The sequence below is a fragment of the Sphingobacteriales bacterium genome (assembly GCA_016706405.1).
Taxonomy (GTDB): domain Bacteria; phylum Bacteroidota; class Bacteroidia; order Chitinophagales; family UBA2359; genus BJ6.
In genome coordinates this window covers 880770-896459 of the sequence record JADJJT010000002.1, presented here as the reverse complement: position 1 = coordinate 896459, position 15690 = coordinate 880770, and the positions used below count along the sequence as shown (strand labels likewise).

General features: G+C 39.1%; 12 protein-coding genes and 2 tRNA genes. 7 read left to right on the top strand and 7 right to left on the bottom strand.

Translation table 11 applies throughout. The features are described from left to right. Nucleotides 1–56 precede the first annotated feature (56 nt). On the top strand, nucleotides 57–710 hold the full coding sequence (locus IPI59_09870; GenBank protein ID MBK7527838.1) for an MBL fold metallo-hydrolase: 654 nt from the start codon (nucleotides 57–59) through the stop codon (nucleotides 708–710). 15 nt (nucleotides 711–725) lie between these two features. On the opposite strand, the gene ccsA is transcribed toward IPI59_09870, so the two are convergent. The 5 genes from ccsA to IPI59_09845 form a co-directional block, all read right to left on the bottom strand. Then, the gene (gene ccsA / locus IPI59_09865; GenBank protein ID MBK7527837.1) at nucleotides 726–3194 is read right to left on the bottom strand and encodes a cytochrome c biogenesis protein CcsA; all 2469 of its coding nucleotides are present in this window, start codon (nucleotides 3192–3194) and stop codon (nucleotides 726–728) included. Between the two features lie 112 nt (nucleotides 3195–3306). Continuing rightward, nucleotides 3307–3732 (bottom strand): cytochrome c maturation protein CcmE, encoded by a 426-nt coding sequence (locus IPI59_09860; protein MBK7527836.1) that lies wholly within the window; start codon nucleotides 3730–3732, stop codon nucleotides 3307–3309. A gap of 198 nt (nucleotides 3733–3930) precedes the next feature. Beyond that, on the bottom strand, nucleotides 3931–4758 hold the full coding sequence (locus tag IPI59_09855) for a sulfite exporter TauE/SafE family protein (GenBank protein MBK7527835.1): 828 nt from the start codon (nucleotides 4756–4758) through the stop codon (nucleotides 3931–3933). 105 nt (nucleotides 4759–4863) lie between these two features. After that, nucleotides 4864–4937, bottom strand: a tRNA-Pro gene (locus IPI59_09850). Nucleotides 4938–5006: 69 nt separating this feature from the next. After that, nucleotides 5007–5095 (bottom strand) — tRNA-Ser (locus IPI59_09845). An 832-nt stretch (nucleotides 5096–5927) separates the two neighbouring features. Here IPI59_09845 and IPI59_09840 point away from each other — a divergent pair. The 3 genes from IPI59_09840 (at nucleotide 5928) to IPI59_09830 (ending at nucleotide 10583) form a co-directional block, all read left to right on the top strand. Next, nucleotides 5928–6599 (top strand): hypothetical protein, encoded by a 672-nt coding sequence (locus IPI59_09840; GenBank protein ID MBK7527834.1) that lies wholly within the window; start codon nucleotides 5928–5930, stop codon nucleotides 6597–6599. 263 nt (nucleotides 6600–6862) lie between these two features. After that, nucleotides 6863–7534 carry a transposase gene (locus IPI59_09835; GenBank protein ID MBK7527833.1) on the top strand — a complete coding sequence of 224 codons (672 nt, stop codon included), beginning with the start codon at nucleotides 6863–6865 and terminating at the stop codon, nucleotides 7532–7534. A gap of 367 nt (nucleotides 7535–7901) precedes the next feature. Next, a complete protein-coding gene (locus IPI59_09830) occupies nucleotides 7902–10583 on the top strand; it encodes a carboxypeptidase-like regulatory domain-containing protein (protein MBK7527832.1) in 2682 nt (893 codons plus the stop codon). Between the two features lie 43 nt (nucleotides 10584–10626). Here the strand turns inward: IPI59_09830 and IPI59_09825 are convergent, their stop codons facing one another. Further along, nucleotides 10627–11199 (bottom strand): adenylate kinase, encoded by a 573-nt coding sequence (locus IPI59_09825; protein MBK7527831.1) that lies wholly within the window; start codon nucleotides 11197–11199, stop codon nucleotides 10627–10629. A 265-nt stretch (nucleotides 11200–11464) separates the two neighbouring features. Between IPI59_09825 and IPI59_09820 the strand changes: the two genes are divergently transcribed. Together IPI59_09820 and IPI59_09815 are read left to right on the top strand one after the other, a co-directional pair. Further along, nucleotides 11465–11731 (top strand): hypothetical protein, encoded by a 267-nt coding sequence (locus tag IPI59_09820; GenBank protein MBK7527830.1) that lies wholly within the window; start codon nucleotides 11465–11467, stop codon nucleotides 11729–11731. A gap of 3 nt (nucleotides 11732–11734) precedes the next feature. Continuing rightward, a complete protein-coding gene (locus IPI59_09815) occupies nucleotides 11735–12400 on the top strand; it encodes a rhomboid family intramembrane serine protease (GenBank protein MBK7527829.1) in 666 nt (221 codons plus the stop codon). Between the two features lie 50 nt (nucleotides 12401–12450). Here the strand turns inward: IPI59_09815 and fabD are convergent, their stop codons facing one another. Continuing rightward, complete coding sequence (fabD, locus tag IPI59_09810) at nucleotides 12451–13329, bottom strand: ACP S-malonyltransferase (protein MBK7527828.1); 879 nt, start codon at nucleotides 13327–13329, stop codon at nucleotides 12451–12453. A 678-nt stretch (nucleotides 13330–14007) separates the two neighbouring features. On the opposite strand from fabD, the gene IPI59_09805 reads away from it, so the two are divergent. Beyond that, nucleotides 14008–15498, top strand: coding sequence for a Do family serine endopeptidase (locus tag IPI59_09805; protein ID MBK7527827.1), 1491 nt, complete (start codon nucleotides 14008–14010; stop codon nucleotides 15496–15498). Nucleotides 15499–15690 lie beyond the last annotated feature (192 nt).

Here is a 15690-nt window from a genome sequence, read left to right as displayed (position 1 = left end):
AACATATTTAAAAAATAAAATAATAGTAAAAATAATTTTATTTAACTTAAAATACTATGCTGCAAATAGCGCGTTTACCATTTAACCCATTTGAAACAAATTGTTATATTGTTTATATTGAAGAGGGGTCCGATTGTCTTATTTTTGATGCATCGTGCCATAGTGCCAGCGAGCAAAAAAAATTACAGACCTTTATTTCCGGAAAAAATCTGCGCCCAACTCGCCTCATAAATACTCACTGCCATATTGACCATGTTTTTGGCAATGCCTTTGCACACCGCACTTGGGGCTTATTACCCGAACTGCACCCCGAAGAGTTGAATTTACTAAACGAAGAAACGCCCCGAATTGCCCACCTTTATAATTTGCCCTACGAACCATCACCCCAGCCTGCTTTGCCCTATTTAAACGAAGGCGATAAAGTACAGTTAGGTAGTTTTGTGTTTGAAATTTTACACACGCCCGGCCATTCGCCCGGAAGTTTAACTTTTTACTGCGCCCAAGCACAAACTTTAATAAGCGGCGATGTTTTGTTTCACGAAAGTATAGGCCGCACCGATTTTCCGCCTTATGGAAGCATGGAAAAGCTAACTCATAGCATAAAAAATAAATTGTACACCTTAGATGACAAGGTTATCGTTTATCCGGGGCATGGACAGCCAACCAATATCGGCCACGAAAAAAAATACAACCCATTTGTAAGAGGGTAATTTAGTTTCGATTGTTTAGTTTGACTGTTTTTTTCTTTTGGCCTCAAGATATCTTTGACGCAAACTCATCATAAAACCAATAAAAAGTACCACGCAGCCAATCCAAAGTACATTAATATAAGGGAAAACAACTGCTTTCATGATAATAAAATCTTGTGGTGCTGTTGATTCGAGCAGTCCTAATTTAATAGCATTTTTATCCGGATAGATTTTTAAAAACCGGATGCTTAGTTGCTGCTCTTCAATTGTTGTTTCAATAAAATTCTCTTGGCTGTTCCGGATATAATAGACCGGCGCAACTTCTACGGTTTGCGATGGGTTGTGCAAGTCCGTAACAGTCAAATGGGCTGCGGCGGCAATATCTCCGGGCAGGGCAATGTAGCGTGGGTCTTGAGGTTGGGGGCTTATGCTGTTCAAAATTATTAGTCGGCGGTTTACAACGGCAGTATCGCCTGGTTTCAGCTCAATTTCTTTTAGTTGCTCAGCGGTTTCGCTTTCGGTTTGGGTTTTATCTGCAAACGAGGTTATATGGGTAAATACATCTTTGTGCAGGTAATGTTTGGTTGAGGGGTTGGCAACTAAACCCATTTTAGGATTTTTTTGTGCGTGGGGGCGCAAGGTAAACGACTCTGTTGGAGCATCGTCTATGGCTTGTTTTTTCTCGTAGAGTACCGGAAAATAGGAGTCAATTTCATTTTTAATTTCTTCGCCTTTATAAGTAACCCAATATTGCCCCATTTGCACAGGTTGGTTTTTGTACAATAAAATATTTTCGGCATTAGTTTTTGCGTCAAAGTCTTTGCCGTATTCAATACCCATTGTATTAATCGAAATTACATCTTGATAGCCTTGTGATATAAGCGTTCCGAATAAAATTAAGGCAAACCCGATATGTGCAACCGATGCACCTGCTACGCGCATTTTTCCGGATTTTATTTTTTGGCCAAAATAGGTGGCATTGGCAATAAAAGCATAGGTTGAGGCAAATAACATAACCATATAAGGCCAATACTTCATACCCATAGCCCATGCAATCGCTACTGTTAAAACAGCAGTTAGTGTTAAAGGTATTATTTGGCTGGCGGCAAATTTTTTAAGGTCGCTGGTTTTGAAACGCAAAAACTGTACTGCTCCACTTAAAATGGCAATTAAAATGGCAAACCAAATAGCATATCTATTATAATGTTGTACGGCATCGGTAATAGTAGTGTTAGTTCCGAGCAGTTTATTGATTACCGGCCACGAGGTATCTACCGATATCATACCGCCAATAAGCAGTAGTAACAAAGCGCCAATAAACATCCAAAACTCGCGCGAGTAGGCACTTTCTTCTTTTTTTACGTCTGGAATACTGCGCCATCGAGTAAAAAGTAAAATTTTTGTAATGGCGATAAAGAAGAATAAAAAGGCCAATAACTGCCCCGACATGCCTAAATCGGTAAACGAGTGTACCGAGGTTTCGCCTAAAACACCACTACGGGTTAAAAAAGTTGAATATAAAATAAACAAAAACGATAGCGGCAGTAAAATAAGGGTTGCTTTAAGTGCGTATCCGGTATGTTTGTAAACCAATAAAGTATGTAATCCGGCAATTAGCACTAACCAAGGTACTAACGAGGCATTTTCTACGGGGTCCCAAGCCCAAAATCCACCAAAAGTCAGCGATTCGTAAGCCCAAGCCCCACCCATTAAAATTCCCAAGCCTAAAACGCCGCCTGCAAATAGGGTCCATTTTAGGGTGGGCAAAGCCCAGTTGGTATAGTCGCGCTGCCAAAGTGCTGCTAAGGCGTAGGCAAAAGGTACAATTACCCCGGCAAACCCTAAAAATAGCACCGGCGGATGTATTACCATCCAATAGTTTTGCAGCAAAGGGTTAAGACCGTTGCCATCTGTTATCATTGAAACGTAATCGGCACGTCCAAAAATTGGTGCAAGTGGAGTGTCGTCGCGCATTAAAATAAAGGGACTACTGCCTAATTTATAGCCAAAAAAGTAAATGCCTATAAGCATAACGGCTAAAAATATTTGGGTAGCGCAAACAAAAGTCATTGTGGGGGCTTCCCAGCGTTTGGCGTTACGTATTAATACCAAGCCTAAGACGGCGTGCCAAATTGTCCATAACAAAAAACTACCTTCCTGCCCTTCCCAAAAACACGAAATCATGTAACGCAAAGGCAAATCTAAAGATGAGTGCTGCCAAACGTATTTATACTCGAAACGATGGTTAAAAATTAAGTAAAAAAGTATAATAAAAATAAGTGCAACTGCCGTAGCATGGATATAAAAAGCACCACGAGCCAATTTTAACCAAGCTTGTCCTTGTTTTTCGCTTTCGGGGTTTTGGGGTTGGAGTTGTACAGATGTGGTATTGTATAAACTGGCGCAATAGTAGCTAATAGTAGCAACAATTGCCGCCACTAAGCTAATGAGCGTACACAAATGGCCAATTTGTCCGGTAATAAACCACTCGCCAATATAGTTCATTTTAAATTATATAATTTTTAGTTTAAAAAACACGGCCATTTGGTTTTTTTCAAATTAAACCAATCAATCGTACAAATAAACAAAATAAGGTTGATTGCTAAACGGGAACAAGTTATTTTGTAGTGCTAAACTCGGTAAATTCACCTTGTTTTGCCCCTACGCCTTCTTCAATATATTTTGAAGGGCATTTGAGTAATATTTTTGAGGCTTGGAAAGTATCGCCGACCATTTGCCCTGTTAAAACAATTTGTTCGGAGCGTTCAAAATCGCGCGGTTTTGGTGCTCTATATACGACTTGTTTTTCTAAGCCTTTGTCATCTTTCATGTAAAACGAAAAAAAGTTAGGGTCAGTTTGAGGGTCGTAGTGCATTTCGGCTGGGCGGCTTAATAAACCTACAACTTGAAACTCGCGACCATTTCCGGCCAATTTACTGGCGGTGGCAAAGTTTTCGTAGGTGCTGTAATTGGTTGAAGTTACAACGACATAAGCCAATAATCCGGCAATAATAACAATTGCTACAATATGTAATTTTTTCATACGCTATTGTTCTTTTTACGTTTATATTGTCGCAAAGATACGGCAAAATATTGAGTTATTAGACTTACGATTAAGCCTTTGCCGCTAATAGGTTTTTTAATTATTTGGGGTTGCTGCCTTTGTGGTTATTTAAGTTTTATCCGGATAGATTTTAGGCGTTGTAATAAAACTTGGTATAGATATCAGCAGGTGGATTTCTTATTTCAAAATAAGTTCGTTGATTAAAATAAAAACTGCCATTAACAAAATTGCATAGGCAAATATTGTTTTTAAACTTTTATTATTAAACTTTGTACTTAATTTTACTCCTATAAAAATGCCAAGCAGTGCTACTGCCAATACTGCGGCTAAAAACGGCCAGTTTAATGGGTAAGGATGTAATAAACTTACGGCAAAACCCAGCAGCGCATTTAAAGCAATGACACCCAAGGCTGTGGCAATGGCTTGTTTCATGGTTAAATGTGCAAAAAGAACCAAAGCAGGGGTAATAATAAATCCGCCGCCCGCCCCTAATAGCCCCGTTACACAGCCCGTAAAAATGCCAATTGTAGTAAATTGTGTTTGATTTGGCAGGGAGGTGTTGTTATTTTCAATTGTATTATTGGTTTTTTTGGTATTTGATGAGTTAGCAGTTCGAAACATATGCCAGGCAGCAAAAAGCATTAAAATGGCAAATGATAACAACAAAAAGCTATTTTTAGACAACTGCAAATCTGTACTTATTAGTATTTGGTTTGGTATAGCCGGAACAAGCCAAAACCGTGTAGCAAAGACAGCTAAAGTACTGGGCACACCAAATTTTAACAATACCGGATAATCGACCAATTTTTTTTTTGCGTGTTGAAGCATTCCTGCCAAGGCGGTGCCACCCACAAGTAGCAGCGAATAATTGGTAGCCAAGCTTGCCTCAAATCTAAATAAATAAACCAAAATAGGTACGGCAAAAATAGACCCGCCACCGCCAATTAAGCCTAAAGATATGCCCATAATCATTACCCCTATATAGCCCAAAACAGTTAGTACCATAAAGAAATAATTTGGTAATTTTGTTTACAAAGATAAATAAACAAAAAAACTGCTGCATAATAGGTAGTTGTATGCAGCAGTTAATAAGATAATAAACAAAAGAAGTCGGGGAGACTGGATTCGAACCGGCGGCCCTCTGCTCCCAAAGCAGATGCGCTACCGGGCTGCGCTACTCCCCGATTAGGCAATAAACAATTTTATTTGTAATATAGCCTTAATGTTGTTTTAATAGCCAAAATTAAAGAACGCGGTGAGAGAGGGATTCGAACCCTCGATACCCCTTTCGGAATATGACAGTTTAGCAAACTGTTGGTTTCAGCCACTCACCCATCTCACCCGGCTGAAAAAAAATGGGCAAACTACCGCCTGCCGCATCAATCGGGTGCAAAGGTAAGGTATATTTGTTGGTTGTGCAATGCTTTTGCTAAAAACATTTTTATTTTTTGGAAATTCAAATTACCTGTTGCCAATACCTAAGACAATAAACCCACTTCAAGCAATTTATTTTTTCACTTTTAACTTTTAACTATTCACTATTCACTATTCACTATTCACTATTCACTACCCACTATTCACTACCCACTTTTAACTTTAAACTAACCACCATTACTAAGCACACTTAGGCACCCTTTACTTTAAAAATCTGGTCATCAAAAAAGGTTAGCGGTTCAAAAAGAGCAAAAATTATTTTCATTTATGCATATGTGTTATTTTTTAATGACATAAAACTATCACATTATTAAAATAAAATTTTAAAAGAAATGAAAAATTATTTGAAAAATTACAAACACATAAATTACCTTTACGCACAATACTCAAATTAGCATTTTATAATAGTTTTCAATTTATTCAACTCTACTAGTATGCATTTTTATCAACTCATTAATACAAATGTTGTCGGAAAGACAGGTTTTTATCCATATTTGGATTTTTCTGCCATCATCCCTAAGTATACGAATTTTCAAGTAAATTTAAAGAGCGAAACCGCACTAAAGTTAATACACCAATTAGTATTAACTCAGTTGGTTTTATTGCCCCAACAAGGGGCACTATCCTATTAAGTGTTATTGCACTAACAAAGATATTTAATGCCTTTAAACCGAAAATTCTATTTGAAATTGAAAAAGAAAATCTGAATTTTCTTAAATTGCAGCCGAATATACCCCCTAATGAAAACATCTTATTTTATTATATCGTTTCTGGTAGTAATATTTGCCGCTACCCTGCTCAACCAGTACCGATTGTATGGCAGTTTTAGCGGCGTTTATGTGGTGGTGGTTTGGTTTTTAATATTGAATATTTTAGTTAATTATTGGGAATTTATTCTTTGGAAAAAAATTGATTTAATTGAAGCTACAAGCAATAAATATTACCAAACCTATATAAACGAAAAAGCAACGCCTTTGGCGCAGTTTATGAACCAAAAAATGAGCTTTAGCCGTTTTTTTAGCGCAAGTTTTTGGTCGGGCTTGTGGGTTGCCTATTCAATGTACGACCGCTCATATGCCGACAAAAAATCGTTTGGCTTTGCCATTGATGTAGGCAATGGGTTAAGCACGCTTATTCCTTGTCTGATATTGCATATTGGCTTTTCGTACCACTTTTTCGAAGCCAAAGTTTTTGGCATTATTATGCTGGCTTTAATGTGGCAGATGGCTTATGGCACCTTGGTTTACTGGTTTAGCTTTATTGTAAACAAACGCTACGAACTATTATCGAAAAGGCAAAATTTCAATATTATAGTTGGTTCTAATATTTCTTGGCTAATTTTTAGTTTGGTTGGAATTTACGCCGCTATCAGGTTAATTTTTGACAATAATTTTTCTGTTTTTGGTATTTGAGAAATGTTTTTTAAAGGAAACTGCCTTTTTATCCGGATTTTTTTAGTAGGCAGGGCTTCAATCCATTTTTAGCTTCAAACCTTCGCGCTGCTTCACCTGAATTTCAATTTAGCAAACGCTACAATTTCAGAGCTTTTAATGCCCATTTGATAGATGGGTTGTCGGGTTTGGAAAGAGTATGGCTATTTGACCCTAGTTGTCTTAAAAAGAGTGGCAAACATACGCCCGGAGTTGGTTCTTTTTGGTCGGGTTACGCCTAAGCCATGCGGTGGGGTTTCAAGATGGTAGGCTTTGCCTTAGGCGATGTAGAAAATCATACTGCCCTACATTATCAAGCTGTTCAAACCCAGTATATTAAAGGAGCAGATGGCGACAGCCTTAGGCAGTACTATGCTGGTATAATAGTAAACCACGCAAAGGAGTTGTTAAAAATCTCAAAATACATGGTTTTTGATGCTTATTTCTCAAAGAAATCATTCGTAGATGGTTTGGTCGGGCAAGGATTTACCATGATAAGCCGTTTACAGTCGAACTGCTATTTACGCTATGCCTACAAGGGTGCACAGAAAGGTGGACGAGGCAGACCAAAAGCCTTTGACGGAAAAATTGACCTTAAAAATATTTCGACCCAACACTTTACCATTATACCAAGCAAGGAAACAGAAATTATTTATCAGGACATTGCTCATGTACGCACTTTAATACGCTGGTGTAAACTTGTTATTGTTCAAAAACTTCAAGCCGAGGGCAAGGTCAAAAGCACCTGTGCTTACTTTTGCACAGACCCTCAAACCGATGGACAAAAAATACTACAATATTATCAACTCCGTTTTCAAATTGAATTTCTTTTTAGAGATGCCAAACAGCATCTTGGCTTACAAGACTGTCAGGCGAGAAGCAAAGAGGCATTAGATTTTCACTTCCGTAACGCCTAACAGTTGGCAAATTTGCTAAGGCTTTACATTGGCAAACTACGCCAAAATCTACCTACTAACAACGACAGTTCTGCCCTCGTTTTAAACCACTATCCACCATTATTAAACACACTTAGGCAACCTTCACCTTAAAAATCTGGTCATCAAAAAAGGTTAGCGATTTGTACTTAACGCTTTTAATAAGTAATACACAGCGTTTGTTTGTACCTTTGCCCTGTTATTTTGCCTTTTTTTGAAATTTTAATACTTGATTTAGTTTATTTTTGCTTCCGGAAACTGACTCAATATTTAACTAATCAACGTTACTATATCCGGAAAAATTACCCCTAAAATATTCCTGTCTTACTTCAATAACGCCTAAATAAAAATGTGTTATAATTATAATTTATTCTCTGCTTTATTGCCCAATAATTTTCACCTCAAAAACTATTGCACCATGCCAATAAGGTGGTTCAAACGGCCAATATTATGGTTAGTTTTTACAGCCCTAATACTGGTAGCACTACCCCATATTAGTAGGGCACAAAGCACCGACCCATATATTTATGGGCGTGTAACCGACGAAGGCGACCAGCCATTGCCCGGCGTTAGTGTAGTCGATTTATCAACTAGTAAAGCAACCACAACCAACGAAAATGGCGATTACAAACTTAATTTTAGCGATGGACACATGGCGGTTATTCAATACTCGTTTGTTGGAAAACGCAAAGAATACCGCGAAGTATCGCTTCGTCAAGATGATATCCGGGAAATAAATGTTGTGTTATTCCCCGAAAATATGCTATTAGAACCAGTTGTAAAAACCGGTGAACGCGCCAAAAGCTCAACCATCCAACCATTAGATATTAAAATAATTGAAAACATACCAAATACAAGCGGTGGCATAGAAGCACTTTTGCGCGGCAGGGCAGGCGTAGTGGCTAATAACGAGCTAAGCAGCTCGTACTCGGTGCGCGGTGGCAATTTTGACGAAAATTTGGTGTATGTGAACGATTTTGAAGTGTATAGACCTTTTTTAGTGCGTGCAGGTCAACAAGAAGGGCTTAGTTTTGTAAATCCGGATTTAGTTAGCAGTGTAGGCTTCTCGGCAGGTGGTTTTGAAGCCAAATACGGCGACAAACTTTCATCGGTTTTAGATGTAAAATATAAAAAACCGCACGCCTTTAAAGGCTCGGTAGCATTAAGTTTGCTAATGGCCAGCGCACATGTTGAAGGTGTGGACAAAAAAGAGTTAACTACTTTTGTTTTTGGGGTGCGCCATAAAGCAAATTCCTATTTATTAAACGCCCTGCCTACCGATGGGCAATACAGCCCCTCGTTTACAGACGTACAAACTTTTATTACCCGCAAACTTACCACTAACTGGGAATTGCAGTTTTTGGGCAATTACTCGGGCAATGTTTACAAGTTTAAACCGGCCTCGTTAGTATCGAGTTTTGGCACGTTTAACGAAGCTTTTCAGTTGAATGTTTATTACGATGGCCAAGAACGCGACAGCTATCAAGCCGGATATGGGGGTATTGGCGGCGTATTTACTAGCGATAATAACAAGCTGACTTTAAAATTTATGACATCGGGGTTTGTTACCACCGAGCGCGAAGCCTATGATATTATTGGGCAATACTGGATTAGCGAACTCGATAAAAATGCCGGAAGCCAAACTTTTGGCGAAGCAGTAAAACTACTCGGCGTTGGAACAACACATAACTGGGTGCGCAACGAGCTGCGCGCCAATATTATTAACCTTACCCACCGCGGATTGTACGAAATAAATCCACGAAAATTAGCTTTAAGCTGGGGGCTAACTGGCCAACGCGAAAAAATTACCGACCAACTTAATGAATGGGGGCGTTTAGATAGTGCCGGATACACCATTCCCTATACAGGTGTAAGCATTAAAATACGCGATGTATTAAAAACCGAGCTAAAATTAGAATCTTACCGGATAACAGGCTTTGCGCAAAACGAATGGAATATAGATGACGAAGGCCGTTTGCAGGTAACAAGTGGCGTTAGGGCAAGTTGGTGGAGTGCAAATGAAGACTTTTTAGTGAGTCCGCGGGTACAAATTGCCTACAAACCTCGATTAGCTGCACCCGATAGCACCGAATGGACAGCCTTAAAACAACGTTTTGATAATTTAGTTGATAGAGATTTGCTATTGCGGTTTTCATCCGGATTGTATTACCAGCCACCTTTTTACCGCGAAATGCGCAATGCAAAAGGGCAACTCAACACCCAACTCCGCGCCCAAAAATCGGCACATTTTGTATTAGGCAGCGAGTATAGTTTCAATATGCTCAATAGGCCATTTAAATTAACCGCCGAAGCTTACTATAAATATCTTTGGGACTTAGTGCCCTACGATTTAGATAATTTATTGATTAGATATTTTGGCGAAAATCGTGCCACCGGATATGCCGCCGGATTAGACCTTCGCTTAAACGGAGAGTTTGTTAGAGGTACCGATAATTGGCTTAGCTTGTCAATAATGCAAACCAAAGAAGACCTTAAAGACGATTTTTATTACTTATATCTAAACGCCGGAGGCGATACCATAAAAATTGGTATTACCGAAGACCTGATACCCGTAGATAGTATTAAAATGGATATTGGCGCCGTGCCGCGCCCCACCGACCAGCGGGTTAATTTTGGCATTATGTTTCAGGACTATTTGCCTTCGAACAAAAATTTTAAAATGCACTTGTCGCTGGTTGTTGGTACAGGCTTTGCCACAGGCCCAAAAGATACCCCTAAATTGCGCGGCATTTTTAGAATACCACCCTACCGAAGGGTTGATATTGGATTTTCGTACTTGTTGTATGATAAAACTACCCGAGCAAGCAAATTACACGAGCGCAGCATTTGGCGAAAATTTGAAAGTATATGGGCTTCGGTTGAAATTTTTAACGTGCTGGGGGTAAACAATACCGTTTCGTACAATTATTTTAAAGCCCTAAGCCCCGATTATGCTACCGAACGCTTGTATGCGGTGCCTAATTATTTAACAGCACGGCGTATTAATGCCCGCATTTTATTTAAGTTTTGAGTTAAAATAATAGCAGCAACGAAACAAAAAATTTTTTATTTATTTAAAAAACTTCTTCAATAACGGCTATTAAATCTTTGCTAATTATATCAATATCACCTTCGCCATTTATGTGGTGGGTAACATTTTGGTAATGCTCGGCAACAGGAGCGGTTTGAGCCAAAAACACGTTGTAACGGGCTATAATAGTTTCCACATCTAAATCGTCGCCACGCCCAGATGTTAAACCACGCTCTAAAATACGGCGCACTATTTCATTCTGACTAACCTCTAATAATAGAACAGCATCTATCTTATTGTCTCGCTTTGCCAATAATTCATCTAAAGCCTCAGCTTGGGCAATCGTTCGTGGAAAGCCATCAAAAATAATACCGTTGATACCAGGCTCTAAAGCGTTTAATTTATTATCAATCATGCCAATTACTACCGAGTCCGGAACCAAATGGCCGGCATCCATGTACATTTTAGCCTCTAAACCCAAGGCTGTCTCTTCTTCTTGCTCAGCACGCAACAAGTCACCCGTCGAAATATGCAGCAAGCTATAATTATCTTTAAGCAATGCTGCTTGTGTGCCTTTGCCGCTTCCGGGGGGGCCAAACATAATAATATTAAGCATATAAATGGTGTAAAAAGTACTATAAGTGTCTAATATCCGGCACAAAGATACGAAAATTAGCCGGTCTTTTCAATTAAAAAACCCTTAGTTAGCTTGTTTTACCTTTCTTGACTTCTTAAAATGACCATAAAACAAGTAAACAATTGCTGGCTAAATTGGATTTATATTATATTATGTTGCCTGTTTGGGTATTTACCCCCATATTTGCAGTTTCATTTTGAAGTTTTTATGATCCAATACTGATATGATTACTTATTCGGAGAACATGTTACAAAAACTTAAAACCTTATTAAATGAGGGTGGGTATGCCGTAAAATCCGGAAAAGGGAATTTTAATACCGGACATTGCCTTCTATCCAGTAAACGAGTAGTAGTAATCAATAAATTTCATTCGACCGAAGCCAGTGTTACCGCATTAATCGAACTAATTGAACATTTAACTTTTAGCGAAACCAATTTATCAGATGCCTCGCGACAGGTATTGCTTGATGTTAAGAACCACCTTGTAAAAAACAAAACACGTTTGTTTTAAAAAATGAATTATTACCAGCAAAATCCATTTCAACAGGCCCATGTTACCCGCAATTTGCTCTATCTCAACGTAGCTTGCTTTGCTGTAAGCTTATTATTTGAAGGCGCAATGGGCATAGATCTTAATCGAATTTTGGGTATGTACTTATGGGAATCTCCCAATTTTAAACCCTTTCAGTTGGTTACACATATTTTTATGCATGGCAGTTTAATGCATATTTTTTTCAACATGTTTACTTTGTATATGTTTGGCCCATTGATAGAATTGCGTTTAGGCCCAAAACGTTATTTTTTTTACTACTTTTTTACCGCTTTGGGAGCAGCATTTTTGTTTAATTTAACCTCAACCTACGAAGCAGCAGCTATAGCCGCCGACCATAATGTTAGTACAGCCGAAATAGTTTCAATGATGCCTCCGGTGGTGGGCGCTTCGGGTGCTATTTATGGACTTTTATTAGCATTTGGCTTGTTTTACCCTAATCAGTTATTATATATCTATTTTGTTATGCCCATAAAAGCCAAATATTTAGTATTGATATTTGCCATTTTCGAACTTGTAATGGGATTGCAACATAATCCACAAAATAATATTGCCCATTTTGCCCATTTGGGCGGCATGTTATTTGGTTTTTTACTTATAAAGTACTGGCAGCATAAAAAAACGATATAATGCAATAGAAGTTTTTAATTTAAAATATCAAAAAAATATTAGTTATTTTGCTAAATTAAATTAGCTGTAAATGCTGCGTTCGTGCGTTTAACCATTGCCGCCAGCGTTGCTTTTGGGCTAAACTCAAAAAACTCAGTTGCTCCGTCCAAAATCATATTTTCGAGGGTTTGTTGCCAGCGCACCGGAGAGGTCATGTGGACAATAAGATTATGCCTTATTGTATCGGGGTCTTGGGTGGGTAGCGCGGTAACATTTTGATACACAGGGCAGCCGGGCGGCAATATTTGGGTGTCATTAATTGCCTGAGCCAGTTCGTCTCGGGCGGGCTGCATAAGCGGCGAATGAAAAGCTCCGCCAACTTGTAAAGGTATTACGCTGCGCGCTCCGGCTTGTTTTATTAACTCAGATGCCATTGCTACGCCAGCCAAACTTCCGGATATAACCAATTGTCCGGGACAATTAAAGTTAGCAGCCACAACTATTTCGTTAGTAATACCATTGCAAATTTCTGTTACCTTATCATTATCAAGCCCTACAACGGCAGCCATTGTTGAGGGGGTGGCCTCGCAGGCGCGTTGCATAGCTTCGGCGCGTTTTTTTACTAAGTTTAAACCATCGGTAAAACTAAAAGCCCCCGCTGCCGCCAATGCCGAAAATTCGCCTAACGAGTGCCCCGTAAGCATATTGGGGGCAAAATTGGGCAGGGTAAGCGCTTTTATAACCGTATAAACATACATGGCAGGTTGTGTTACGGCAGTAGCTTTAAGGTCGTTGGCGCTGCCATTACACATTACTTCGCTAAGTGAAAAACCCATTACAGCATCGGCCTCGTTTAATAGTTGCTGGGCATTACTTCCTAAATTTACTAAGGCGTTGCCCATACCCTCGGTTTGCGAGCCTTGTCCGGCAAATAAATAAGCCCTTGTCATAGTTGTCAGTTATTAGTTATTAGTTATTAGTTATTAGTTATTAGTTATTAGTTATTAGTTATTAGTTATTAGTTATTTACCATCAGCCATTAGCCATTAGCTTTTAGCCATTAGCCATTAGCCATTAGCCATCAGCTTTTAGCCATCAGCTTTTAGCCATTAGCTTTTAGCCTTCAGCCATTAGCCTTCAGCCATTAGCCATCAGCCATTAGCCTTCAGCCATTAGCCATCAGCCATTAGCCACCAGCCACCAGCCATTAGCCTTCAGCCATTAGCCATCAGCCAAAACATTACAAGTGCCAAAGGTAGGATATTTAGTTTAAATCCGGATAAAAAATGCCCGATAAAACGAGATACGATAACAAACTCCCTGTTTTTTTCGTTGTAATACGGCAATCTTATTCAACGTAGTAACATAATTTTAAGCAACTAAATACAAATTGTTAAAATGCTTAAATATCCGGTTAAAATACGTTAATCGGTTTGGCCGTTGAAATCTTTTGCTCTTATTTTGCGTTACAATCTCATGCTTTGTTTTTCTAAGACGAGATAAAAAATTATTTTCAGGCTACTTTTTAACCATTTGCCCCATTACCAATCAATTAATTAGTTATACAACACAAGATACACTTTACTTCAACATTTATTTAACAAATTCCAAACTTAAATTTAATCAATATGGCACGCTTCGGTCAATTGTTACTTGCCGCCGCTTTAGGTAGTGTTATTACTTTAGGCGCATATAAAGCCTTTAGTCTTGATAAAAAAATTATTAATGTTAGCGCCGAGGGGCAAACAACCCCTGCTACTTTTACCAGTTTTGGGCAACAAAATGTTAGCACTACAAACGGTGCATTTGCCCCAGTCGATTTTACGCTGGCTGCCTCAAAAACTACGCCAGCCGTAGTACATATTAAAGCCACCGAAATTGCAAATACTACCAATAATGGCAACCAATTTTGGGGTTTTCCGTTTTTTGATAACGACGATTTTTCTCGCCCGCGTGGCGGCGAAGCTACCGGGTCGGGGGTAATTATTGATGCCGATGGCTATATTGTTACCAATAATCACGTAGTAGATGGCGCCGATAAATTAGAAATTACGTTACACGACCAACGCAAATTTGAAGCCAAAGTGGTTGGCCGCGACCCCTCGACCGATTTGGCCGTCATAAAAATTGACGCAACAGGTTTGCAAGCTGTAACCTATGCAAACTCTGACCAAGTTAAAGTAGGCGAATGGGTGCTGGCTGTCGGAAACCCGCTTAATTTAAGCTCAACAGCTACCGCAGGTATTGTTAGTGCTATTGGCCGCAATATTCATATTTTAAAAGACAAACGAGCTATTGAATCGTTTATACAAACCGATGCCGCCGTAAATCCCGGAAACTCGGGCGGTGCCTTGGTAAACTTGCAAGGCGAGTTGGTGGGCATTAACACCGCTATAGCCTCGCCTACGGGTAGCTATGCCGGATATGCCTTTGCCATTCCGGCTAATATTGTTAAGAAAATTGTCGAAGATTTGCGCACCTCCGGAAAAGTACAACGCGGTTATTTAGGCGTTAGCATCCAAGAGGTAAATAACGAGCTGGCCAAATCTAAATCGTTAAATATTACCCAAGGCGTTTATGTGGCAGGTGTTCAGCCCGGAACCAGCGCCGAAAAAGTTGGCCTCCGCGAAGGTGATGTTATTGTTGGCATTGATGGCAATACTGTTCAAACCCAGTCGAGATTGTTGGAATTAGTGGCACGCAAACGCCCCGGAGAAACGGTGAATGTAGCTGTAAACAGAAGCGGCAGCGAAAAACAATTTAATATTGTATTGGCCGGAGAAAACGACTTTAAAAACTTTAGCAGTGCAGCCGGCAACACCAAGGTTTACGATGAGCTTGGCGTAGGACTTAGCGAACTTGGATCAGACGAAGTACAAAAATTAGGTATTAGCGGTGGTTTAAAAGTAGATAAAATTGCCACCAATGGACTAATTGGCTATTATACAGATATTAGACCCGGATTTATTATTACCAATATTAACAACGAACCAGTTGCAAGTATTGACGATTTTGAAGAAACCATTGCCAATGCTAATAACAATGTTGTGCGTTTAGAAGGATTTTATATGAATAGGCCAAATTCGGTTTATCAATACGCATTCAAAATGCCTAACTAAGCAAAACAAAATAAATCAAAGCGATAAACAGAAAAGAAATTAAATAGGTTTCTCCGGGTGGATATATTGACGGCCTTATGCTTAAAGGTTTTGGCAAGAATATTCATCCGGAGTTTTTTTTGTTTGCAAACAATTTTCTGTTTAAACCTAAGCAGCCCGTAAACTGAATATCGCCTTATTTTTAATAAAATT